Annotated in this window: 20 protein-coding genes; 6 read left to right on the top strand and 14 right to left on the bottom strand. The window is 72.1% G+C overall.

Annotated features, from left to right (window positions below; genetic code table 11):
* Positions 1 to 94: 94 nt before the first annotated feature.
* Positions 95 to 1,099: a phosphotransferase gene (locus tag R2B38_RS20365; RefSeq protein ID WP_318017492.1), complete on the top strand. Its 1,005-nt coding sequence runs from the start codon at positions 95 to 97 to the stop codon at positions 1,097 to 1,099.
* A gap of 88 nt (positions 1,100 to 1,187) precedes the next feature.
* On the opposite strand, the gene R2B38_RS20360 is transcribed toward R2B38_RS20365, so the two are convergent.
* A complete protein-coding gene (locus tag R2B38_RS20360; protein ID WP_411978480.1) occupies positions 1,188 to 2,759 on the bottom strand; it encodes a protein kinase domain-containing protein in 1,572 nt (523 codons plus the stop codon).
* A 321-nt stretch (positions 2,760 to 3,080) separates the two neighbouring features.
* Between R2B38_RS20360 and R2B38_RS20355 the strand changes: the two genes are divergently transcribed.
* Positions 3,081 to 4,709 carry a protein kinase domain-containing protein gene (locus R2B38_RS20355; RefSeq protein WP_318017491.1) on the top strand — a complete coding sequence of 543 codons (1,629 nt, stop codon included), beginning with the start codon at positions 3,081 to 3,083 and terminating at the stop codon, positions 4,707 to 4,709.
* A gap of 88 nt (positions 4,710 to 4,797) precedes the next feature.
* On the opposite strand, the gene R2B38_RS20350 is transcribed toward R2B38_RS20355, so the two are convergent.
* Entirely contained in the window at positions 4,798 to 5,337 is a 540-nt protein-coding gene (locus tag R2B38_RS20350; protein ID WP_033285359.1) for a bacterial proteasome activator family protein, read from the bottom strand.
* Positions 5,338 to 5,702: 365 nt separating this feature from the next.
* Between R2B38_RS20350 and R2B38_RS20345 the strand changes: the two genes are divergently transcribed.
* Entirely contained in the window at positions 5,703 to 6,131 is a 429-nt protein-coding gene (locus R2B38_RS20345) for a hypothetical protein (protein ID WP_318017490.1), read from the top strand.
* A gap of 12 nt (positions 6,132 to 6,143) precedes the next feature.
* On the opposite strand, the gene R2B38_RS20340 is transcribed toward R2B38_RS20345, so the two are convergent.
* The 7 genes from R2B38_RS20340 to pdhA all read right to left on the bottom strand — a co-directional run bounded on the left by R2B38_RS20340 (position 6,144) and on the right by pdhA (position 14,199).
* A complete protein-coding gene (locus R2B38_RS20340) occupies positions 6,144 to 7,124 on the bottom strand; it encodes an NAD(P)H-quinone oxidoreductase (protein WP_318017489.1) in 981 nt (326 codons plus the stop codon).
* 98 nt (positions 7,125 to 7,222) lie between these two features.
* Positions 7,223 to 8,317, bottom strand: coding sequence for a potassium channel family protein (locus R2B38_RS20335; RefSeq protein WP_318017488.1), 1,095 nt, complete (start codon positions 8,315 to 8,317; stop codon positions 7,223 to 7,225).
* Positions 8,314 to 9,699, bottom strand: a complete 1,386-nt coding sequence (locus tag R2B38_RS20330; protein ID WP_318017487.1) for a molybdopterin molybdotransferase MoeA — start codon at positions 9,697 to 9,699, stop codon at positions 8,314 to 8,316. Before R2B38_RS20330 ends, R2B38_RS20335 begins: the two co-directional genes overlap by 4 nt.
* A complete protein-coding gene (locus R2B38_RS20325) occupies positions 9,696 to 10,625 on the bottom strand; it encodes an NTP transferase domain-containing protein (RefSeq protein ID WP_318017486.1) in 930 nt (309 codons plus the stop codon). Before R2B38_RS20325 ends, R2B38_RS20330 begins: the two co-directional genes overlap by 4 nt.
* A 54-nt stretch (positions 10,626 to 10,679) precedes the next feature.
* Positions 10,680 to 12,062 (bottom strand): dihydrolipoamide acetyltransferase family protein, encoded by a 1,383-nt coding sequence (locus tag R2B38_RS20320; RefSeq protein WP_318017485.1) that lies wholly within the window; start codon positions 12,060 to 12,062, stop codon positions 10,680 to 10,682.
* Positions 12,062 to 13,066, bottom strand: a complete 1,005-nt coding sequence (locus R2B38_RS20315; RefSeq protein WP_318017484.1) for an alpha-ketoacid dehydrogenase subunit beta — start codon at positions 13,064 to 13,066, stop codon at positions 12,062 to 12,064. The genes R2B38_RS20320 and R2B38_RS20315 overlap by 1 nt, the downstream gene beginning before the upstream one ends.
* Complete coding sequence (gene pdhA / locus R2B38_RS20310) at positions 13,066 to 14,199, bottom strand: pyruvate dehydrogenase (acetyl-transferring) E1 component subunit alpha (RefSeq protein WP_318017483.1); 1,134 nt, start codon at positions 14,197 to 14,199, stop codon at positions 13,066 to 13,068. The genes R2B38_RS20315 and pdhA overlap by 1 nt, the downstream gene beginning before the upstream one ends.
* Positions 14,200 to 14,373: 174 nt before the next feature.
* On the opposite strand from pdhA, the gene R2B38_RS20305 reads away from it, so the two are divergent.
* Positions 14,374 to 14,874 carry an Lrp/AsnC family transcriptional regulator gene (locus R2B38_RS20305; protein ID WP_390167049.1) on the top strand — a complete coding sequence of 167 codons (501 nt, stop codon included), beginning with the start codon at positions 14,374 to 14,376 and terminating at the stop codon, positions 14,872 to 14,874.
* 40 nt (positions 14,875 to 14,914) lie between these two features.
* Here the strand turns inward: R2B38_RS20305 and R2B38_RS20300 are convergent, their stop codons facing one another.
* Positions 14,915 to 15,505 carry a TetR/AcrR family transcriptional regulator gene (locus R2B38_RS20300; RefSeq protein ID WP_033285369.1) on the bottom strand — a complete coding sequence of 197 codons (591 nt, stop codon included), beginning with the start codon at positions 15,503 to 15,505 and terminating at the stop codon, positions 14,915 to 14,917.
* The gene (locus R2B38_RS20295; protein ID WP_318017482.1) at positions 15,502 to 17,016 is read right to left on the bottom strand and encodes a 3-hydroxyacyl-CoA dehydrogenase; all 1,515 of its coding nucleotides are present in this window, start codon (positions 17,014 to 17,016) and stop codon (positions 15,502 to 15,504) included. Before R2B38_RS20295 ends, R2B38_RS20300 begins: the two co-directional genes overlap by 4 nt.
* Positions 17,017 to 17,176: 160 nt before the next feature.
* On the opposite strand from R2B38_RS20295, the gene paaN reads away from it, so the two are divergent.
* The gene (gene paaN, locus R2B38_RS20290; RefSeq protein WP_318017481.1) at positions 17,177 to 18,868 is read left to right on the top strand and encodes a phenylacetic acid degradation protein PaaN; all 1,692 of its coding nucleotides are present in this window, start codon (positions 17,177 to 17,179) and stop codon (positions 18,866 to 18,868) included.
* A gap of 69 nt (positions 18,869 to 18,937) precedes the next feature.
* Here the strand turns inward: paaN and R2B38_RS20285 are convergent, their stop codons facing one another.
* From R2B38_RS20285 to R2B38_RS20275, 3 genes are read right to left on the bottom strand one after another with little or no spacing between them, the layout of a single operon-like run.
* The gene (locus tag R2B38_RS20285) at positions 18,938 to 19,696 is read right to left on the bottom strand and encodes a TrmH family RNA methyltransferase (protein ID WP_318017480.1); all 759 of its coding nucleotides are present in this window, start codon (positions 19,694 to 19,696) and stop codon (positions 18,938 to 18,940) included.
* Between the two features lie 10 nt (positions 19,697 to 19,706).
* Complete coding sequence (locus R2B38_RS20280; protein WP_318017479.1) at positions 19,707 to 20,960, bottom strand: HTTM domain-containing protein; 1,254 nt, start codon at positions 20,958 to 20,960, stop codon at positions 19,707 to 19,709.
* Positions 20,957 to 21,952 carry a DUF5819 family protein gene (locus R2B38_RS20275; protein WP_318017478.1) on the bottom strand — a complete coding sequence of 332 codons (996 nt, stop codon included), beginning with the start codon at positions 21,950 to 21,952 and terminating at the stop codon, positions 20,957 to 20,959. The genes R2B38_RS20280 and R2B38_RS20275 overlap by 4 nt, the downstream gene beginning before the upstream one ends.
* 439 nt (positions 21,953 to 22,391) lie before the next feature.
* Between R2B38_RS20275 and R2B38_RS20270 the strand changes: the two genes are divergently transcribed.
* Positions 22,392 to 23,525: an acyl-CoA dehydrogenase family protein gene (locus R2B38_RS20270; protein WP_318017477.1), complete on the top strand. Its 1,134-nt coding sequence runs from the start codon at positions 22,392 to 22,394 to the stop codon at positions 23,523 to 23,525.
* Positions 23,526 to 23,550 lie beyond the last annotated feature (25 nt).

Genomic DNA, 23,550 nt, shown 5'->3' with positions numbered 1-23,550 from the left:
ACCGAGCGGTGACTTTCTGTGACAAACCGCAGCTCAAGGGCCCACCCCGTGCCCTAGCATCGGCCGCGTGCCGCCCTTACGTGTACCACCCCCCGTGCCCCACGCGCCCCCGCTGGGCGCCCTCCTCCGCCAGTACGCCGCCGGGTCCGCCGTCACCTGCGAACCCGTCGAGCAGGGCCTGCTGAACCGCGGCTACCGGCTCCGCACCACCCAGGGCCGCTACTTCCTGAAGCACCACTTCGACCCCGAGACCGCGGACCCGGCGGCGATCGCCCGCCAGCACACCGCGACCCGACGCCTCGCCGACCTCGGTGTCCCCGTGGCGCCCCCGCTGCCCGCCCGCGACGGCCGTACGGTCGCCGTCGTCGGCGGTCACGCCTACGCCCTGCACCCCTGGATCGACGGCAGGCACCGCCACGGCGGCCAGTTGACCACCGGTCAGTGCGGGCGCCTCGGCGCGCTCCTGGGGGTCGTCCACGCGAGCCTGGAGCGGGTCATGCCGGGGCGGCGCGAGGAGTGCGCGCCGGGGGCCGACCCCGCCGACACCTTCGCCCTCATCGACGACCTCCTGGGGCACGTCCGCCGGCACCGACCCGCCGACGCCTTCGACGAACTGGCCCGCCACCGGCTCCTGGAGCGGCGCGAGCTGCTGGAGCGGCACGCGGACCGACGGCCGCCGCGCGGGGCCTCCGTGGGGTGGACGCACGGGGACTTCCACCCCTTCAACCTGCTCTACAAGGGCGACGCCCCCGCCGCGATCGTCGACTGGGACCGCCTCGGCGTCCAGCCCCGCGCGGAGGAGGCCGTACGCGCCGCCGCGATCTTCTTCGTACGGCCCGACGGAGCCCTGGACCTGCCGAAGGTACGGGCGTACGCGCACGCGTACCGGCGTTCCGCGGGCGCCGGTCCCTCCGAACTGGCCGCCGCCGTGCACCGGGTGTGGTGGGAGCGGCTCAACGACTTCTGGATGCTGCGCTGGCACTACGAGCGGGGCGACACCCGCGCGGACCCCCAGTTCCCGGCCGCGTCGGCGCTCGCCGTGTGGTGGACGCGGGAGTACGACGCGGTGTGCGAGGCGTTCGCGGAGGGCGCCCCCTAGGGACAGCGGAAAACAGCACGCGCGCGTGGACCCCTGTTACGGGGTGCACGCGCGCGTGAGTGCTTCGGTGCCGGTGGTCCGGGCCGGGTCAGCCGCCGCCCAGGGCGCCCGCGACCGTACCGCCGCTGTCGTCCCCGCCGGCGTCACCGGTGCCGCCCGTGTCCGTCGGGTCCACCGACGTCGTCGCGGACGGGGTGTCCGACGGCTCCTCGGAGGCCGTCGCCGACGGGGTGCTCGAAGGCTTCTCGCTGGCCGTCTCGGTCGGGGTGTACGAGGGCGTGTACGACGGCGTGTAGTCCGAACCGGAGCTCGTACCGCTGTCGTCCGTGTCCGTCTCGGACGGCGAGGCCGTCGCGTCGTCGCTCGGCGTCTCGGTGGCCGTGTCGTCGGTCGCGGTCTGCGAGGTCGTGGGCGACTGGCTGGTGCCCGAACCGCCGCTGCCGTTGCCGGTGGTGTTCAGCGCCAGCGCGACACCCGCCGCGATGGCGATCACCGCGAGCACGGCGAGGATCCACAGCTTGCCGCGGCCGCTGCCGTGGTTGCCGTGCCCCTCGAAGCCGCCGTCGTCGCCGTTGCCGTAGCCGCCCGGCAGGATCGGCTGCGGGATCTGCGTGGTCCCGGAGGAGTCGCCCTGGGGCATCACGGTCGTGCCGGCGAAGCCCCCGGGCGGGGTCCCCTGCCCGTTCGCCACGGTCACCGGGCCGGTGTTCCAGGTGCCGGTGTGGCCGCCCTGGTCGTAGAGCATCTGCAGGCCGTACTGGACGAGCCCGCGCATCTCCTCGGCCGTCTGGAAACGGTCGTCCGGGTCCTTCGCCAGGGAGCGCATGACGAGGCCGTCGAGCTCCGGCGGGCAGACGCCGTTCGACGTCTGGGACGGCGGGACCGGGATGTCCTGGACGTGCTGGTAGACCACCGACAGCGGCGTCTCGCCCGTGAACGGGGGCCGCAGCGCGAGGAGTTCGTAGAGGAGGCAGCCCGTCGCGTACAGGTCGGAGCGGTGGTCGACGGCCTTGCCGAGCGCCTGCTCCGGGGAGAGGTACTGGGGCGTGCCCATGACCATGCCGGTCTGCGTCATCGTCGTAGAAGCCCCGTGCAGGGCGCGCGCGATGCCGAAGTCCATGACCTTGACGGCGCCGTTGTGCGTGATGATCACGTTCGCGGGCTTGATGTCGCGGTGCACGATGCCGTGCTGGTGCGAGTAGGCGAGCGCCTCCAGGACGCCGGAGACGATGATCAGGGCCTGCTCGGGCCCGGGCGCCTCGGCGTTCAGGAGGAGGTCGCGGATCGTGCGGCCCTCGACGATCTCCATGACGATGTACGGCACCGACATGCCGCCCACGTAGTCCTCGCCGGAGTCGTACACGGCGACGATCGCGTGGTGGTTGAGGCCGGCCACCGACTGGGCCTCGCGCGTGAAGCGGGCCTTCGACGTCGGGTCCTCGGCCAGGTCCGAGCGGAGCAGCTTGACCGCGACCGTGCGCCCGAGCCGTACGTCCTCGGCCGCGAAAACCTCGGCCATACCGCCCCGGCCCAGTCTGTGGGTGAGCCGGTACCGGCCGTCGCCGACCAGTCCGCCGTTACCCCACAGCTCCGGTGCGTCCGACATTCCGCCGCCAGCCGCCTCGGGGTCGGACGGGCCCTGAGCGTGCTGCTGTGCCATCAGTCCTCGCCGTCGTTTCTGCCCGCGGTGCGCGCGGTGTTGTTACGGTCTCCGTCGGCCACGCTACAGGCTCGGCGCAAGCCTCCGGTCCGGGATCAGTGCCGGAATCGTCCGGAGACGGACCGGCCATCAAATCGGTATCACGGGCCGTCGTGCAAATTCTGTGTACCGCCGGTACAGCACCTGTAACGCTTCCACGACTCTTCTTTCGCGTACGGTCACGGATCGGGCACCGCGCTTGACGTGTCAGTGCCCTCCGGCAGACTTGGCCGGGAATGGCACTTTCGATCACCGAGCCGGCGCCGATGGGGGACACGGAACATGAGCCAGGACGGCCCACAGGACCGGTATGCGGGGCGGGCTCTCGCAGGTGGCCGCTATCAACTGCGCGACCTGCTCGGCGAGGGCGGCATGGCCTCGGTGCACCTGGCCTACGACTCGGTGCTCGACCGCCAGGTCGCGATCAAGACACTGCACACCGAACTCGGCCGGGAACAGGCCTTCCGCGAGCGCTTCCGCCGCGAGGCCCAGGCCGTGGCCAAGCTCACCCACACCAACATCGTCTCGGTCTTCGACACCGGCGAGGACGCCCTCGACGGCACGACGATGCCGTACATCGTCATGGAGTACGTCGAGGGCCGCCCGCTCGGCTCCGTACTCGACGAGGACGTACGGCAGTTGGGAGCGATGCCCGCCGACAAGGCGCTGAAGATCACCGCGGACGTGCTGGCCGCGCTCGACATCAGCCACGAGATGGGCCTGGTCCACCGGGACATCAAGCCGGGCAACGTGATGATGACCAAGCGCAATGTCGTCAAGGTCATGGACTTCGGCATCGCCCGCGCCATGCAGTCCGGTGTCACCTCGATGACCCAGACCGGCATGGTCGTCGGCACCCCGCAGTACCTCTCGCCAGAGCAGGCGCTCGGCCGGGGCGTGGACGCGCGCAGCGACCTGTACTCGGTCGGCATCATGCTGTTCCAACTGGTCACCGGGCGGCTGCCGTTCGACGCGGACTCACCGCTGGCCATCGCGTACGCGCATGTGCAGGAGGAGCCGGTCGCGGCCTCCTCGATCAACCGTTCCCTGCCGCCGGCCGTGGACGCGCTGATCACCCGCGCGCTGAAGAAGAACCCGAACGAGCGCTTCCCGAACGCCGAGTCCATGCGCGACGAGTGCCTGCGCGTCGCCGCCTCGCTGCACGCGGCACCCCCGAGCATCGTGCCGGGCGCGCCCGCGCAGAGCGGCGCGGGCGTCGGCTCCGCGGTCTTCCCGCCGGTCGACCAGGCGGCCCCGGCCCCCACCGGCCCGGTCCACACGCCGTACCAGCCGGGTCCCTACGGCGGCACACCCGCGCCTGTCCCCTCCTACGGCTATCCGCAGCAGGCGGGCTACCAGCCGCAGCCCTCGGTCGGGTTCGGGCAGCAGGGCATCTCGACCCCGCCGCCGTACAACCTGACCCCGCAGCACCCGACCCCGGCCTCCGGGGGAGGCGGCGGCAGGAGCAACAAGCCGGTGATCATCGGCTCGGTGGTCGTCGCCGTCGCCGCGGTCGGCGCGCTGATCGCCGCCCTGTCGATGAACAACGGCGGCGGGGACGACGCGAAGGGCAGCGGCGGCAGCGCGAGCGCGAGCACCTCGGCCACCGCGGTCGAGGGGCACCGCGACGGCGACACGTCGAAGACGATAGCGACGACCGCGTGCACGGAGCCCGAGGAGTCGTACAACGACCCCAGCAAGATCCAGGTCCCGGACTTCCAGTTCAAGTACATCAGCTCGGTCAAGTCCTGCCTGCAGGCCGCGGGCTGGAAGGTGAAGATCAGGTCCGAGGACGAGAACACCTACGGGCAGGGCACGGTCATGGAGCAGTTCCCGGCGGCCGGCACGGACGTGGACCCCAAGAGCATGCCCCAGATCCAGCTGAACGTGTCGACGGGCAACCCGTCCTGACGCCGATCATGTGGAAGGGCCCGGCAGCATCGGCTGCCGGGCCCTTTTTGTCGTGTCGGTGCGGGCTCTCGTGTGCGGGTCGGGGTTCCTACAGGTACGGGCCGCCCACACGACCGCCGCCCGGCTGGCCCTCCTCGGCGCCGTCGCCGACGCCCGGCGGCAGCGCCCGGCGCATCTGCTCCAGCTGCGCCCGCGCGGCCATCTGCTGGGCGAACAGCGTGGTCTGGATCCCGTGGAAGAGCCCTTCCAGCCAGCCCACCAACTGGGCCTGCGAGATGCGCAGTTCCGCGTCGCTCGGCGTCACGTCGTCCGTGAACGGCAGCGACAGCCGCTCCAGCTCCTCCACCAGCTCGGGCGCCAGACCGTCCTCCAGCTCCTTCACGGAGCTGCGGTGGATCTCCTTGAGCCGGGCCCGGCTGGCTTCGTCGAGGGGAGCCGCACGCACCTCCTCGAGAAGCTGCTTGATCATGCTGCCGATCCGCATGACCTTGGCCGGCTGCTCCACCATCTCCGTCACCGGGATCTCGCGGGAGTCCTCGTCCCCGGTGCCACCGAGCGCCATCCCGTCCTGTCCCACGACCAGGATCTGAGGCTTCTCCGGTGACCTTTCGTTCCTCGGCATCTCCATGCCGCCATTCTCTCGCACTCGTACATCTCACGACCGTGGTGCCCCCCTCGAAAGGTGATCCACCGTTTCCGCATGGCCGAACCCGGAGTGCCGGAGCGTCCGCACGGTGTGACGCTGGGTGCGTCGATCTTGCCGCCTCGGCTCGGGAGGGGGTCACGGACGTGACTCCATGGCTGCGTACAACGGGACTGCTGCTCGTGCTGGGCACGGGTGCGGTGGTGAGTCCGTGCGGGGGTGCTCCAGCGTACGGGGCTGTTCTGCCGTACGGGGTGGAGGCGGGGAGCGGTGGTGCCGGGGGTGGTCGCGTCGCGGTCACGGCGCCGGCATCCGGCTCCCCCTCTGCTTCCGATTCCGACCCCGCCTCCGTGTCCACTTTGAGGCCTGCTTCCGGTCCCGACGCCGCCCATGCCTCCCCCGGGCCCTCCAGGGCCGGAAGCCGGGCGGGCGAAGGACGGCAACGGCCGGGCCGTACGGCGGAACCGACCGCGGACGAGAACGAGGACGAAGGCGGCGGAGGAGACGGAGACGACACGGCCGGCCTGACGGCGGACGGTGACGACGAGGGGAGCCCCTCGGCCGGCCCCGCGAGTCCCGCCCCCGTCGACTCCGCGTCCTCTCAGGAGGCGGCACCCGTGCCGTCCTCGCCGCCGCTCCGGCCCCTGCACCAGACCGTCACCCACGCCGAGGGCACCGCCGAGCCCGTGCTGCGGATCCTGCCGCTGGGCAGCGGCCTGATCCTCATCGGGCTCGGCCTGGGCCTGGCCTTCATCGCTCTCCGGGTGCGCCGGAGCTAGGAGCGGCCGGGCCTACGGCGCGACGAGCAGCACCTTGCCGATGTGCCCGCTGTCCTCCAGCACCTGGTGCGCGGTCCCGGCCTCGCTCATCGGCAGCTCGCGGTCGACGACCGGCCGTACGTGTCCGCCCTCGATCAGCGGCCAGACATGCTCGCGTACGGCGGCGACGATGGCCGCCTTCTCGCCGAGCGGGCGGGCCCGCAGCGAGGTCGCGCTGATCGCGGCCCGCTTGCCGAGCAGCGTGGCGATGTTCAGCTCGGCCTTGATGCCGCCCTGCATGCCGATGATCGCGAGCCGCCCGTTGACGGCGAGGGCCTGGACGTTGCGGTCCAGGTACTTGGCGCCCATGTTGTCGAGGATGACGTCGGCGCCCGCACCGCCCGTGGCCTCCTGGAGCTCGGCGACGAAGTCCTGCTCGCGGTAGTTGATGAGGATGTCGGCGCCCAACTCGGCGCAGTAGTCCAGCTTTTCCTTGGTACCTGCGGTGACGGCGACCTTCGCGCCGACGGCCTTGGCGAGCTGGATCGCCATGGTGCCGATGCCGCTGGAACCGCCGTGCACGAGGAGCGTCTCGGCGGGGCGGAGGTGGGCGACCATGAACACGTTCGACCAGACCGTGCAGACCACCTCGGGCAGCGCGGCGGCCTGCTTCAGGTCGACACCGGCGGGCACGGGCAGCAACTGCCCCGCAGGAACGGCGACCTTCTCGGCGTACCCGCCGCCCGCGAGCAGCGCGCACACCTCGTCGCCGACCGACCAGCCGGACACCCCGGGGCCGATCTCGACGATCCGGCCGGAGCATTCGAGGCCGGGGTAGGAGGACGCGCCGGGCGGCGGGTCGTAGAAGCCCTGGCGCTGCATGATGTCGGCGCGGTTGACGGCACTGGCCACCACCTCGACCACCACCTCGCCCTCACCGGCTACCGGATCGGGGACCTCGCCCCACACCAGTGCCTCGGGCCCACCAGGTTCGGAAATCGTGATCGCATGCATAAGGCCGACGCTACTCCTCGTCCTCCGGCCGACCGCCGAAGGCGGGTCACCGCGGCGGCGGCCGCAGGCGGGTCACTCCGGCAGCGGTGGACGGCATGTCATTCCGGCAGGGGCCGGGTGTCCGGCGCGACCTGCGAACCCGGCGACACCCGCACGATCGTGATGAGCCGGTCGGTCAACTGAAGCGTCCCGATGGCCGGGTCGTCGTAGCCGAGCACGCGGTGCCCGCGGACGACGCTCACCACCAGGTCGTCGGTGTCGCGCGGCGACTTCCCGACCTCGGCCTTTATGACCGGGCGTTCGGTCATGTCGAGGCCGCTGCCCTGCTGGATGAGGTCCTCCATGACCATGCCGGCGGCGGGGCTGAGCACGGAGAGGCCGAGCAGACGGCCGGCCGCGCTGGCGCTGGTGATGACGGCGTCGGCGCCGGACTGCTTGAGCAGCGGCGCGTTCTCCTCCTCGCGGACCGCGGCCACGATCTTCGCGCTCCGGTTGAGCTGCCGGGCCGTGAGGGTCACCAGCACAGCCGTGTCGTCGCGCTGGGTCGCGATGATGATCTGCCGCGCCTTGTGCACCTCGGCGCGCTTGAGGACCTCGCTGCGGGTGGCATCCCCGACGACGCCGACGTATCCCTGGCTGCTCGCCGCCTCGATCGCCTTGCCGCTGGGGTCGACCACGACGACCTGTTCCTTCTTCAGGCCGGTCGCGCACACGGTCTGGATCGCGGACCGCCCCTTCGTCCCGAAGCCGATGACGACGGTGTGATCCCGCAACGTGGACCTCCAGCGGTTGAGACGCCATTCCTCCCGCGTGCGTTCGGTGAGGACTTCGAGGGTGGTGCCGACCAGGACGATCAGGAACAGCACGCGCAGCGGTGTGACGACGAGGATGTTGGTGAGCCGGGCGCCGTCGCTGACCGGGGTGATGTCGCCGTAGCCCGTGGTCGAGAGGGTGACCGTGGCGTAGTAGAAGGCGTCGAGGAGGTCGACCGAGCCGTCCGAGTTGTCGTTGTAGCCCTCGTGGTCGACGTAGACGATCAACGCGGTCGCGACGAGCAGGAACAGCGCGATGGACAGCCGTTTCGCGACCTGCTGGAAGGGGTGCTCGACCACTTTCTTCGGGAGTTCCACCCGATGGGTCACGAGATGTTCGTCCGCCTGGCGGGCGATCGCATCATGGCCCGACTGTTTCACGTGAAACACACCCCGATCCCGGCGACCGCCCAGGGCAGATCGATCAACTCCGCCTGCTGCCCCTGCCGCGCACCACCCGGCGGTACGACCGCGAGCGCGTCGGCGGCCGCGATCCCGCGCAGCATCGCCGGGCCGTTGTAGTGCAACGGCACGGCAGAGTCGCCGCGCAGCACGGCGGGGATGAGCCGGGTGTCGTACGGATGCCCGTGCACCGCGTCCTGGAGGGGCAGCGCGTACGGCTCCGGGGCGGGGTGTGCCGACAGGGTCCGCAGCAGCGGTTCGGCGAGGGTGAGCAGGCCGGAGATCGCCGCGAGGGGGTTGCCGGGCAGGCCGACGAGGTGCTGGTCGTCCTTGATGCGGGCCAGCAGCATGGGGTGGCCTGGGCGTACCTTCACGCCGTCCACGAGGAGTTCGGCGCCCATGCCGCGCAGGGTGGGGTGGACGTGGTCGACCGGGCCGGAGGCGGTGCCGCCGGTGGTGACGATGAGGTCGGCGGAGCTGCCCGAGATGGCCTTGTGCAGCGCCTTCGCGTCGTCGCGGAGCCGACGGACCGCGATGACCTCGGCGCCGAGCGCGCGCAGCCAGGACGGCAGCATCGGCCCGAGCGCGTCCCGGATGAGCCCGTCCCGGGGCAGCCCCTCGGTGAGCAACTCATCGCCCAGGATGAGGACTTCGACCCGGGGGCGGGGTACGACGGTGACCGTGTCGTAGCCGGCGGCCGCGGCGAGGCCGAGCACCGCCGGGGTCACCAGCGTGCCGCCTGGCAGCAGATGGTCGCCGCTGCGGCACTCCTGGCCACGCGGTCGGATGTCCTGGCCGTGCCCGACGTCCCGGGCCGCGTGCAGCCGGCCCTTGTCGTCGGTGCGGCCGTGCTCGCTGCGGATGACGCCGGTGGCGTCCGCGGGGACCCGGGCACCGGTCGCGATCCGTACGGCCTCGCCGTCGCTGAGCGGCTCGGACTGCGCGTGCCCGGCGAGCACCCCGTCCTCGCGTACGGCCCAGGGGCCGGGGCCCGCGACCGCCCAGCCGTCCATCGCCGAGGTGTCGAACGACGGCAGGTCGCTCAGGGCGACGAGCGGCGCGGCCAGGACGAGACCGAGGGCGGAGTCGAGGGGCACGGAGACGGGGGCTCGGCGGGAACCGGTGCGTGCGGCGCGGCCGGCGATCGCGCGGGCCTCGGGCCAGGGGGTGGCCTTGTGCTGGTCGGTGTCGGGCTTGCGCGGGGAGGCCTGTGGTGGGTGCGCGGGGGAGGTCGAGGGTGGGGGCACGGCGGGGTCGCCGGAGCCGGTGCTGCCTTCGTTCACGAGGGCGAGTACCTCCTCGACGTCGAGGTCCTCGGCGTCAGGGGCGTGCTCACCTGCGTGAATTCCGCGCGCGGTCATCCGGCGGTGTCCGCATCCGGGGCGGCCTGTGGGGCATCGGCCTTGGCGTCGGACGGGGCTTCCGGGGTGTCCTCGTCGGCCCAGCGCAGCGCGAGCGCGGCGGCCTTGCGGGCGGCCTCGGCGACGGCTTCGGGGCCGCCCTTGCCCTGCGCCGCCGCGTAACCGACCAGGAAGGTGGTCAGCGGTGCGGCGGGCCTGGCCACCCCGTGGGCTGCGTCGCGGGCGAGGTCGAGCAGGATGCCGGTGTCGACGTCCAGGTCGATGCCCAGTTCGTCCTTGACTGCGGAAATCCATTCATCCAACACGTGCCCATGCTCCCTGATGCGTGCCCTGGCGGTGGCGAGGTCGTCCCAGGTGTCGCAGTCGAAGGACGCGACGGGGTCGGGGACGCGGGTGAGATCGAGTGCGGCGGTCAGCCGGCGCAGGGGCAGTCCGGTGAGGCCGCCGTGCTCTGCGGTGAGTGCGGCCAGTTCGCGGCGGAGCGCAGACGTGCGGTACGCGGCCACGAGCGGCTGGTCACGCCCGTCCGCGTCTGTGAGCAGCGCCCCTTCGGCGCCGCTGCTCCGCAGGACGGTCAACAGCCGCCGTACGGTGGCCACTTCGAGGAACGGCAGGTCGGCGGAGAGGGCCACGACGACATCGGCGGTGGTGTGCCGCAGACCGGCGTCGAGCGCGGCGACCGGGCCCGCGCCGGGCGGATCCTCACGTGCCCAGCGCACGGGGCGGGCGGTGGGCCTCGGGTCGGCCACGACGACCGTGGTCCCGGCGTCCGCGCAGGCGGCGAGCACCCGGTCGAGCAGGGCCCGGCCGCCCACCCGCAACCCGGGCTTGTCGGCACCCCCGAGCCGTCGGGCGGCACCACCGGCGAGCACGACGGCGTCGTAGGAGGCGTCGTGAGCGGCGTCGGGGGGCTCGTGCGCGGTCACCCCCCGAGTATGCGTCCCGCCCTGATCACAGGGAACTCGCCCGCGCCGCCGTGATCACAGGTTGCGCAGCAGTACCGCCGGCTGTTCCACGCAGTCCGCCACATACCGGAGGAAACCGCCCGCCGTGCCGCCGTCGCACACCCGGTGGTCGAAGGTGAGCGAGAGCTGGACGACCTGCCGGACCGCCAACTCGCCCTCGTGCACCCAGGGTTTGGGGACGATCCGGCCGACGCCGAGCATGGCCGCCTCGGGGTGGTTGATGATCGGCGTGGAACCGTCGACGCCGAACACCCCGTAGTTGTTGAGCGTGAAGGTTCCGCCGGTGAGGTCCGCGGGCGTCAGCGTTCCGGTCCGGGCCGCCTCCGTCAGCCGCCCGAACTCCGCGCTCAGCGCCTCCGCGTCCCGCGCCTGCGCGTCCCGTACGACGGGCACGACCAGCCCGCGCTCGGTCTGCGCGGCGAAGCCGAGGTGGACCCGGTCGAAGCGGACGATCTCCCGCGCCTCCATGTCCACGCTGGAGTTGAGCTCGGGGAACCGGGCCAGCGCGGCCGTGCAGATCCTGGCGAGGAGGGCGAGCACGGAGATCTTGGGGCCACCGGCGGCGTTCATGGCCGCGCGGGCACGCATCAGCTCCGTCGCGTCGGCGTCCACCCAGCAGGTCGCGTCGGGGATCTCCCGGCGGCTGCGGGAGAGCTTGTCGGCGACGGCGCCCCGGATGCCGCGGAGGGGGGTGCGGGTGATTCCGTCGGTGGGGAGGGTGGGGGTCGGCTTCGGGTCGGGGAGCGTGGGTTGGACCGACGGGTCGGGGAGTGTGGCCGGGGGCAGGAGGGTCGCTTCCTGGGCGGTCGCCTCCTGGGCCGCCGCCGCGCGGAGCGCCTGCTCGACGTCCGCCCGGAGGATCAGGCCGTCGCGTCCGGAACCGGTCAACTCCCGTAGTTCCAGGCCGTTCTCGCGCGCGAGGCGCCGCACGAGGGGGGAGATCACGGGGACGGGACCGTCGTCGCGGCCGCCGGTCCCGGCGGCGGAGGCAGGAGCGGAGGCTGGGGCCGGGGCGTCCGCCACCGACGTCACGACGTCCGCCGCCATCCGGCGCACTCGCCGCCGCCGCGCCGGAGGCGCGCCCGTGCCGTAGCCGACCAGCACGTTCCCCGAGCCCTCGGTCTCGGTGTCAGCGGTGACATCGGACGCCGGTGCCCCCACCGCGACCGTCAACAGCGGGGAACCGACGGGCAGTTCCGTGCCCTCCTCGCCGAAGCGGGCCGTGACGACACCGCCGTAGGGACACGGCACCTCGACCATCGCCTTGGCCGTCTCGACCTCGACGACCGGCTGGTCGATGGCGACGACGTCGCCGACCTCGACCAGCCAGCGCACGATCTCCGCCTCGGTGAGGCCCTCGCCGAGGTCGGGGAGCTTGAACTCCAGTACCTGTGCCATCAGTTGTCCGCCTCCCACTGGAGCCGGCCCACGGCGTCCAGGATCCGGTCGACGCCGGGCAGATGGTGCCGCTCCAGCATCGGCGGCGGATACGGGATGTCGAATCCGGCGACGCGCAGCACCGGCGCCTCCAGGTGGTGGAAGCAGCGCTCGGTGACTCGGGCCGCGATCTCGCCGCCCGGGCCGCCGTAGCCGCCCGACTCGTGCACGACGAGGGCGCGTCCGGTCCGCCGTACGGACGCGCAGACCGTCTCGTCGTCGAACGGCACCAGGGAGCGCAGATCGACGACTTCGAGGTCCCAGCCCTCGGCCCGGGCCGCCTCGGCGGATTCGAGGCAGACGGGCAGGGACGGGCCGTAGGTGATGAGCGTCGCGCTGCGGCCCGGGCGGCGGACCACGGCGCGGCCTATCGGTTCAACGGGTGACGGCTCGTCGGGGTTCCAGGTGTCCTTCGACCAGTAGAGGCGCTTGGGCTCCAGGAAGACGACCGGGTCGTCGGAGGCGATGGAGGCGCGCAGCAGGCCGTAGGCGTCGGCGACCGTCGCGGGGGTGACGACGTGCAGGCCGGGGGTGGCCATGTAGTACGCCTCGGAGGAGTCGCTGTGGTGCTCGACGCCGCCGATGCCTCCCCCGTAGGGGACGCGGATGGTGATCGGGAGGGGCATGGCGCCGCGGGTGCGGTTGCGCATGCGGGAGACGTGGCTGATCAGCTGCTCGAACGCCGGGTAGGCGAACGCGTCGAACTGCATCTCCACGACCGGGCGCAGGCCGTACATCGCCATGCCGACGGCCGTGCCGAGGATGCCCGCCTCGGCGAGGGGGGTGTCCGTGCAGCGGTCCTCGCCGAACTCCTTGGCGAGGCCGTCGGTGACCCGGAAGACGCCGCCGAGGGTGCCGACGTCCTCGCCCATGACGTGCACGGTGGGGTCTTCCGCCATGGCGTCGCGCAACGCGCGCGTGAGGGCCTGCGCCATGGTGGCGGGTTTGAGGGCGACGGTGGTCATCAGTGCGTCCCCTCGCGCTCGGCCGCCAGCTCCGCCGCCAACTGTTCGCGCTGCTCGCGGAGTTGGGGGGTGGGCTCGGCGTACACGTCGGCGAACAGGTCCATGGGGTCGAGCACCGGGTCCTGGTTCATGTGCGCGCGCAGCTCGGCCGCCATGGTCTCGGCGGCGTCGCGCGCGGCCTTGATGCCGGCCTCGTCGATGAGCCCGCGCTCGGTGAGTTCGTGCTCCAGGAGGGCGATCGGGTCGTGCGCACGCCAGGCCTCGACCTCGGCGTCGCCGCGGTACCGGGTCGCGTCGTCGGCGTTGGTGTGGGCCTCGATGCGGTACGTGATGGCCTCGACGAGCGTGGGACCGCCGCCCTCGCGCGCGTGCCGTACGGCGTCGGCGAGGACCTCGTGCACGGCGGCCGCGTCGTTGCCGTCGACCAGGCGGCCGGGCATGCCGTAGCCGACGGCCTTGTGGGCCAGGGAGGGGGCCGCGGTCTGCTTGGCGAGGGGGACGGAGATCGCGAAGCCGTTGTTCTGGACCAGGAAGACGACCGGGGCCTGCCAGACGGCGGCGAAGTTCAGCGCCTCGTGGAAGTCGCCCTCGCTGGTGCCGCCGTCGCCGACCAGGGCGAGCGCCACCACGTCGTCGCCCTTGAGGCGGGCCGCGTGGGCGAGGCCGACGGCGTGCGGGAGCTGGGTGGCGAGCGGGGTGCTCAGGGGGGCGATGCGGTGCTCGCGCGGGTCGTAGCCGGTGTGCCAGTCGCCGCGCAGCAGGGTGAGGGCCTGCACGGGGTCGAGGCCGCGGGCGACGGCGGCGAGCGTGTCGCGGTAGCTGGGGAAGAGCCAGTCCTGCTCCTGGAGGACCAGCGCGGCGGCGACCTCGCAGGCCTCCTGGCCGGTGGTGGAGGGGTACACGGCGAGCCGGCCCTGCTTGGTGAGGGCGGTGGCCTGCGCGTTGTACCGGCGGCCGCGCACCAGCTCGGCGTAGAGCCGGCGCAGCAGCGCGGGGTCGGCCTGCGCGGCCGCCTCGGTGCCGAGCACGCGGTACGGCGCGGCGTCGGGCAGCAGCGGCGCGGGGTCCGTGCGCGGCTGCCAGGCGGGCGGCGGTGTGGGCCGGTACGCGCCCCGCTGCTCCATGACCGTCATGACGGCACCTCCTCGTCGGAGTGGCTCGAAGAGGCGCGTCGGACGTGCCGCGCCTCCCTACCGATTGTTCGGTCGTCGGCACATTTTGGCTACAGGCACCTCCAGGCTGTGGACAAACGGTTCTCCACAACCTGAAATGAACGCAGTACGTCCATGGTAGGGAGGCGGGGGGACATGGCACCTGAACAAATGGCCGAAGGCCCGGAGGCGGGCAACGCCCTGCCGCCCCCGCGCCCGCTCGACGCCATTGATCAGGACATCCTGCAGATGCTCCAGGCGGACGGCCGCGCGTCGATAAGGTCGGTCGCCGAACGGGTGCACGTCTCCCGCGCCAACGCCTACGCGCGGATCAACCGGCTCATCGAGGACGGCGTCATCCGCGGCTTCGGCGCCCGGGTCGACCACGAACGCGCGGGTCAGGGCACGTCGGCGTACATCACCCTGAAGATCGTGCAGAACTCCTGGCGCACGGTCCGCGAGCAGCTGAGACTGCTCCCCGGGGCCTCGCACATCGCGCTGGTGGGCGGCGACTTCGACGTCCTGCTGCTGGTGCACACGCCGGACAACCGGGCCCTGCGCGAACTCGTCCTCACCCGGCTCCAGGCGATCCCCGAAGTGCTCAGCTCGCGCACGCTGCTGGTCTTCGAGGAGGAGGACCTGGAGCCCCAGAGCTGACCTGCTGGGCCGGCTTGACCTGCTGGGCCGGGTTGACCCGCTAGGCCGGGTTGCGCAGCCCGGAGAAGACCAACTGGGCCACCGCGTCGGTCACTTCGCGCTCACCCATGCCCCGCGCGTCGGGCCGGTACCACTCCACGATGGAGTTGATCATCCCGAAGACGAGCCGGGTCGCGAGCCGTACCTCCACGTCACCGCGGAGATCGCCGTCGGCCGCCGCGGCCTTCAGCAGGTCGGCCACCCGGTGGTCGAAGTCCCGCCGCCGCTCCAGGGCCCACCGCTCGGTGTCGGTGTTGCCGCGCACCCGCAGCAGCAGCGTCACATACGGCAGCTCGGAGGTCAGTACCTCGACCATCCGCCGTACGACGTACTCCAGCCGTTCCACGGCACGCCCCACGCGTGCGTGCTCCTCGTCGAGGATCCCGAAGAGGCCGTCCAGGGCGCGGCTGACCGCGCGGCGGAGCAGCTCCTCCTTGCCGGTGACGTGGTGGTAGATCGACGACTTGGAGATACCGGCCGCCTTGGCGAGATGCTCCATGGAGGTGCCGTCGTAGCCGCGTTCGATGAAGACCTGGACGGCGACGTTGAGCAGGGTCTCCGGGGTGTAGGTGTCGCGCTTGGCGGTCGTCATGGGGTGCCCTCCCGCTTCTCGGTGGCGTACGCGTGGCGGTAGAGCGCCAGGGACGGCGCGTACCGTCCCGACGGATCACGCAGGTGCAGGTCGTCCAGGAGGTCGTAGGCCCAGCTGCGGCCGAGCCTGCGGCTCCATTCGAACGGACCCAGAGGGTAGTTGACACCCAGGCGCATCGCGGTGTCGATGTCCTCCTCGGTGGCGACGCCCTTCGCGACGGCGTCGTGCGCCAGGTCGACGATCCGGGCCACCGTTCGGGCGACGATCATCCCGGGGGCGTCCCCTACGACGCTGACGTTCTTGCCGAGCGCCTGGAAGAGGCCGATCGCCTCGGAGAGGGTCCCCGACGCGGTGTCCTGGGAGGCGGACAGGGCGATGCGGCCGGCCCTGCGGTAGTCGAGGGCGAGGTCGAAGTAGACGACGTCGCGGAACTCCACGGAGGTCTGCCCGTCGGCGAGCGCCAGCTGACCGCCGCCCGGCAGCACCATGCGGGTGCCGTGGTCCTCTTCCTCCTCGCGGACGACGATGCCCGCCTCGCGGATCAGCGCGACCAGGTCGGCGGCGGGGCCCAGGTCGCCCTCCACGACGACGTACGCGGGCGCCTGGGCCGGTTCCGCGGTGTGCGGCTCGGGCAGCTCGGCGCCGTCCCCGTGGTCGTACCAGCCCTGCCCGGTCTTGCGGCCGAGGCGGCCGGACTCGACCAGGCGGCGCTGCGCGAGGGAGGGCGTGAAACGCACGTCCTGGAAGAAGGCCTGCCACACGGAGTGGGTGACGGACTCGTTGACGTCCTGCCCGATGAGGTCGGTCAGCTCGAAGGCGCCCATCCTGAAACCGCCGGACTCGCGCAGGACGGCGTCGATGGTGGCCGGGTCGGCGGCCTGCGCCTCGTAGACCGCGAAGGCCTCGGCGTAGAAGGGCCGGGCGATGCGGTTGACGATGAACCCGGGGGTGTCCGCGCAGGCCACAGGGGTCTTGCCCCAGGCGCGCGACATCTCGTACGCGCGCGTGGCCGACGTGACGTCGGTGGCGAACCCGGAGACGACCTCGACGAGGGGCAGCAGCGGCGCCGGGTTGAAGAAGTGCAGGCCCACGCAGCGGCCGGGGTTGCGCAGGGCGGCGCCGATGGCCGTCACCGACAGGGACGAGGTGTTGGTGGCGAGCAGACAGTCCTCGCCGACGATGTCCTCCAGGTCGCGCATCAGCTGCTGCTTGACGTCCAGCCGCTCCAGGACGGCCTCGACGACCAGGGTGCAGTCCGCGAGGTCGGTGAGGGCCTCGGCGGGCAGCAGACGGGCGCGTGCGGCGTCCCGGTCGGCGGCGGTGAGCCGGTCCTTCTCGACCAGCCGGTCGAGCCGGGCGACGATCCCGGCGGCCGCGTCCCGGGCCCGCCCCGGGACGGCGTCGTACAGCCGTACGACGTGGCCCGCGGTCAGCGCGACCTGGGCGATGCCCTGGCCCATGGTGCCGGTGCCGACGACGGCCACGGGGCTGCTGAGGTCGAGTGCTGTCATGTGCGCGATCCTCCCGCACAGGGTTTTCCACAGATGCGGCGGACCCCCTTGTCCCGACCGATCGTTCGGTTACTCTAACTCTGACTGCCTGTTCCCGCCCAAGTCTCTGCCCAGGTCATGAGCTCGCAGACGAGTTCTTGAAACGAGGAGTTGGTCCCGCATGGCCGCCGAACTGACCGCGCCCGAGCTGATCGCCCGGCACCGGCCGACACTCGACCAGGCGCTCGAAGCGATCCGCACACGCGCGTACTGGTCCCCGCACCCCGAACACCCCAAGGCCTACGGCGAGCACGGCAGCCTGGACGCGGCGGCGGGCAAGGCCGCCTTCGACGCCCTCCTGGGCACCCGCCTCGACCTCGGCCAGCCCGGCACGGACGACTGGGTGGGCGGCGAAGTGTCACCGTACGGCGTCGAGTTGGGCGTGACGTACCCGCACGCGGACCTGGACGTGCTGCTGCCGGCCATGCGCGCCGGGCAGCGGGCGTGGCGGGACGCGGGCGCGGAGACGCGTGCCGTGGTCTCCATCGAGATCCTCAAGCGGATCAGCGACCGGACGCACGAGTTCGCGCACGCGGTCATGCACACCAGCGGCCAGGCCTTCATGATGGCGTTCCAGGCGGGCGGCCCGCACGCCCAGGACCGCGGCCTGGAGGCGGTGGCGTACGCGTACGCGGAGCAGGTCCGCACGCCCGCCGTCGCGGAGTGGACCAAGCCGCAGGGCAAGCGCGACCCACTGGTGATGAACAAGCAGTTCACGCCGGTGCCGCGCGGGACCGCCCTGGTCATCGGCTGCAACACCTTCCCCACATGGAATGGCTATCCGGGCCTGTTCGCCTCCCTCGCCACCGGCAACGCGGTCCTGGTGAAGCCCCACCCGCGCGCGGTGCTGCCGCTCGCGCTCACGGTGCAGATCGCACGCGAGGTGCTCACCGAGGCGGGCTTCGACCCGAACCTGGTGGCACTGGCCGCCGAGCGTCCCGGTGAGGGCATCGCCAAGACGCTGGCCACCCGCCCCGAGATCCGGATCATCGACTACACGGGGTCGACGGGCTTCGGCGACTGGCTGGAGACCAACGCCCGCCAGGCGCAGGTCTACACGGAGAAGGCCGGCGTCAACACGGTCGTCGTCGAGTCGACCGACGACTACAAGGGGATGCTGTCGAACCTGGCGTTCTCCCTGTCCCTGTACAGCGGCCAGATGTGCACGACCCCGCAGAACCTGCTGATCCCCCGCGACGGCATCGGCACCGACCAGGGGCCCAAGTTTTTCGACGAGGTCGTCGCCGACCTCGCGCGGTCCGTGGACGGCCTCCTCGGTGACGACGCGCGCGCCAACGGTCTGCTGGGCGCGCTGGTCAACCCGGACGTGAAGGCCCGCCTGGAGGCTGCCGCCGGCCTGGGTGAAGTCGCCCTCGCCTCACGGGAGATCAGCAACCCGGAGTTCCCGGACGCGGTCGTCCGTACGCCGGTGATCGTGAAGCTGGACGGGGCGAAGCCGGACGACGAGGCCGCGTACATGAGCGAGTGCTTCGGGCCGGTGTCCTTCGCCGTCGCGGTCGACTCGGCGGGGGACGCGGTGGAGTTGTTGCGGCGGACTGTGCGGGAGAAGGGTGCGATGACTGTCGGGGCGTACACCACCGACGAGGGGGTTGAGCGGGCCGTCGAGGAGGTTTGCCTTGAGGAGGCTGCCCAGTTGTCGCTGAATCTGACGGGTGGGGTGTTCGTCAACCAGACCGCCGCGTTCTCCGACTTCCACGGGTCTGGTGGCAACCCGGCTGCCAACGCCGCCCTGTGTGATGGGGCGTTTGTCGCCAACCGGTTCCGGGTTGTCGAGGTTCGTCGGGACGCCTAGGAGCTCGGGGGTGCGGTTGGTGTGCGACTGACCGGTTCGTTGTGGCTGGTCGCGCCGTTCCCCGCGCCCCTAAAGGGGCGCTGCAGTGGACGTGCTCCAGTGGTACAGGGTCATGGCCACGCTCGTCGCCAGGTTGTAGCTGGAGACCTGGGGGCGCATCGGTAGGGACACCAAGTGGTCGGTGCGCGCGCGGAGTTCGGTGGAAAGGCCGCTGCGTTCGGAGCCGAAGGCGAGGACGGCGTCGTCCGGGAGTTTCAGGGCCCGGATGTCGTCGCCCTCCGGGTCCAGGGCGAACACCGGGCCGGGCGGCAGCTCGTCGACCGTCAGGCGCTCCACAGCGGTCGCGTAGTGCAGGCCCGCCCCGGCTCGTACGACCGTGGGGTGCCAGGGGTCGAGGGTGCCGGTGGTGACCACTCCGGTCACCCCGAAACCGGCGGCGAGGCGGATCACGGCGCCGGCGTTGCCCAGGTTGCGCGGGTTGTCGAGGACGATCACGGGTGCGCTGCGGGGCGTGTGAGCGAGCTGCCGGAGATTGGCGTCGCGCGCGGGGCGTACGGCCAGGGCGGCCACCGCGGTGGGGTGGGGGCGCGGCACGAAGGTTCGGTACGTGTCCTCCGGGACCTCTGTCAGCAACGCGTCCAGGGTGTCCCGTACGTCAGGGGCCAGTTCGTCGGCGAGGGCGAGGGCCGCCCGTCGGTCCGTGGCGACCGCCACCGGGACCTCCGCGCCGAAGCGCAGAGCGTGCTTCAGGGCGTGGAAACCGTCGAGCAGCACGGAAGTGTCGGCGAGCCGGCGCCAGGCGGTTGTGGCGGGGTCGGGGGCGGTCATGCCGTGCAGCCTACGTGGGTGTACTGCGGCTCTCCGGAGCTACGTGGGCGTGCTCGGGGTCCTCCGGTAGCGGGACGGAGTCGCCCCCTTCGGGGAGCGGCGTTGGGCCGCCCGCGGAAAACACCCGCCCACGCGCGCGTGCCACCCACCCGCCCAGCCTCCGCAGGAACGACGTGGGCAGGAAGACCGCGTCCGTCGCGATCATCGCGAGGGAGAAGAACGGCAGGCCCAGGAGGACGGCGATCGCGGCGTGCTCGGTCATCATCAGGGCCAGCAGGACGTTCTTGACGCGGCGGTTGAAGAGCGTGAACGGGAAGGCGACCTGGACGATCACGGTCCCGTAGGTCACGAGCATGACCATGGTGCCGTTGCCGGCCAGGAGGTCGGCGAGGGCGGGCCAGGGGGAGAAGTAGTCGAGGTGGAGCGGGTAGTAGACGGCGGTGCCGTCCTGCCAGCGGGAACCCTGGATCTTGTACCAGCCGGCCGTCGCGTAGATGAGGCAGGCCTCGCTCGCGATCACGAACAGCGCGCCGTTGTGGATCACGTTCGCGACGATGTCGAGCAGCACCCGGGGCTCGTACGACTTCGCGTACTGCCCGATGACCCACCACAGGGCCTGCGCCAGCCAGACGCCCCACAGGAGCGCGGGCACGAACCAGTCGCTGTCGAACCGGCCCCCCGCGGTCACCGCGACGAGTACCGCGCCGAGGACGACCCACAGGACGGGCCCGACCCGGTCGGGAATCCACTCCCCACGCGTGCGTGCCTCCCGCGTGCGTGCCTCCCGCGTACGCGCGGCCCGGCGCGCGTCGAGGGACCAGACCTGGCCGCAGCGGGTGAACACCAGGTAGATGGACATCAGGTGCAGGACGTTGTCGCCTCCGTCGCCCATGAAGACGCTGCGGTTCTGCAGCGAGAGCACGCCGACCATGAAGAGCACGGACATCGTGCGGGTGCGCCAGCCCAGGAGCAGCAGGACGCTCGCCAGCACGGCCAGCGCGTACACCGCCTCGAACCAGAACTGCCCGTCCCACCACATCAGGGCGGTGAACGCGCCGTTGTCCGCGACCAGTTGGCGGGCCAGGTCCCAGCTCCACGGTCCGTCGGGGCCGTAGAGCTCCTGGCGGTGGGGCAGTTCGCGGAGCAGGAACAGCAGCCAGGTGCCGGCGAAGCCGATGCGGATCACGGCGCTCTGGTAGGGGCCCAGGGCCGACTCGGTGACGCGGGCGATGCCTCGGGAGACCGAGACTCCGAAGTCGTTCACCGGACGCCTCCCGCGGCCTCGTCCGCCGGGACCGGCCACCAGGGCAGCAGGCGGTACTGGGGGGTCGTCGACACCTGCTCGTCACTCCACTCGGGCGGGGGCACGTTGGTGGTGCGGGAGCGGACCTGGACGCGCTGGACGGCGCCGCCCTTCCCGGCCGCGTCGTCCCGGTCCAGGCGCAGCACGACGATGCGCCGCAGATACGTCTCCGCGAGGGTGCCGCGCAGGCCGATCGGGCGGTTGGCGTTGTCGTGCGTGGCGGTGAGGAAGTCCCAGGCCCGGCGCAACTCGTTCTGCTCGGTGTGGCTCGGCAGCAGATTGCCGTCGATGGCCGCGCCGTCCTCGGCCGACAGGTCGTACCAGCCGGTCGTACGGGTCGTACCGTCCGCGCCACGGACATCTGCGCGCACCTGGACCTCGATGTTCTGCTGCAACGGGTTCGGCGCGAACAGCTTCCAGTTCTGCTCGAACTCCGGATAGATCCACTCGTCGATCGCCTTGCCGTGCTGCTTCGTCACCGTGTTCGACGGCGCGACGTGCAGGAACACCATCCCGAGATGGACGAGCGCCGCCACCGCGACGACCGCGACCGCCAGCGCGGCACCGACCTGATAGCGCAGGGACAGCGCGGCGACGCCGATACGGGCGTCGGGGTACGCGGGGACGGTGGCGGGGGCGGTGGCGGGGGCGTCCGCAGGGACGGTGGGACCGTACGACGGCTGCGGCTGCGGCTGCGGCTGCGGCTCGGACGGGGGCGGGTGAGGGGGCTGCTGGGCGGGCACGTGCGGCCATCCGGAGGCGGCGGCCGTGCGCGGGCCCTCCGGGGTGGCAGGCGGGGGCGGGCCCTCAGGTACGACGGGTGGGCGCGGGCCCTCGGGTACGGCCGGTGGGCGCGGGCCCTCAGGCGCGACCGGCGTGCCTGGCCCCTCGTCGGAGGCAGGCTTCCGCCCGCTCTCCTCGGGGGCGTTCGAGCCTCCGTCGTTCGCGTCCATTCCGCCCCGTTTCCGAGTCCCGTCCGTCCATCGGCCACCGTCCACCGCACCCGCCCGGCCGCGAGGCCCGGCGGCGCTCCACGCCTATCACTCCCCGGCGCCGCACGGAACGGTACTCAGGGGCACGCCCCGGGCACAGCCCCCTGCCTCACCGGCCACACAGGTTGTCCACAGCGGCTGTCCGCAGGTTATCCACAGCCGTTCACACCTCTCCTCGGCGCATCCCACCATTGAATCCCCGAACCGAACGATCGGTCGTCCGGTAGCTCCCGCGGCCGGGTGCCGTACGTCCCCTCGATCACTGACCCATACCCCGTAGTGCATACCCCGGAGGTGCGCCCGTTCCCTTCTTCTAGAACCTGTTCTACCTTGACGCTCCGTCAGATCTGGTCGGAAGTCCGGCTGTTGGCCGGTGCGCGCGTGCGGAAGGGCAGGGACCGTGGACTTCACCTTCAGCGAGGAGCAGCAGGCGGCGGCCGAGGCGGCGGCGGGGGTGTTCGCCGATGTCGCGCCGGACGGTGTGCCCAGTCCGGCCGACACGACGGGCGCCGTGGCCGAGGACTTCGACCGCGCGCTGTGGACCAGGCTCGCCGAGGCGGACCTGCTGAGCCTGCTGCTCGACGAGGCGTACGGCGGCGCGGGCCTGGACGCGATCGCCCTCTGCCTGGTGCTGCGGGAGTCGGCGAAGGTGCTGGCCAGGGTGCCGCTCCTGGAGAGCAGCGCGGCCGCGGCGGCCGTACAGGCCTACGGCGGCGAGGAGTTGAGGTCCGCCCTGCTCACCCGGGCCGGCCACGGCGACCTCGTGCTGACCGTCGCCGCGCACGGCCGCACCGGCCACGACCCGGCCGAACTCGCCGTGACGGCACGGCGGGACGGTGACCGGTGGGTGCTGGACGGGGTGCAGACCGCGGTGCCGTGGGCGCACACCGCGGACCTGGTCGTCGTACCGGCGCACACGGACACCGGCCGGACCGTCCTCGCGCTGGTCGCCCCGGACCGCGAGGGCGTCGTCCTCGCCGAGCAGATCTCCACCACGGGCGAGCTGCTCGGCGAACTGCGCCTGGAATCCGTGCCGATCGCAAGGGTCGACGTCATCGACGCCGACGGCGCCTGGGAGTGGCTGCGGGACCTGCTGACCGCCGGCACCTGCGCGCTGTCCCTCGGCCTCGGCACCGCCGTGCTGCGCATGACCGGCGAATACACGAGCAGGCGCGAGCAGTTCGGGTTCCCCGTCGCGACCTTCCAGGCCGTCGCCGTACAGGCCGCCGACCGCTACATCGACCTGCGCGCGATGGAGGCCACCCTGTGGCAGGCCGCGTGGCGGATCGCCTCGGGGGCATCGGGCGCGCTGCCCGCCGCCGCGGACCTGGCCGTGGCCAAGATCTGGGCGGCGGAGGGGGTACGACGGGTCGTGCAGACCGCGCAGCATCTGCACGGAGGGTTCGGCGCCGACACCGAATATCCGCTGCACCGGTACCACGCCTGGGCCAAGCACCTGGAGCTGTCGCTCGGCCCGGCGGCGGCACACGAGGAGGCACTGGGGGATCTGCTGGCGGCCCATCAGTTGAGCTGAACCCCGCCTGCGCCAAGGGCAGTTG

This window comes from Streptomyces sp. N50 (assembly GCF_033335955.1).
GTDB lineage: Bacteria > Actinomycetota > Actinomycetes > Streptomycetales > Streptomycetaceae > Streptomyces.
The sequence above is the reverse complement of the archived record's forward strand: the minus strand, read 5'-3'. Positions and strand labels throughout refer to the sequence as shown.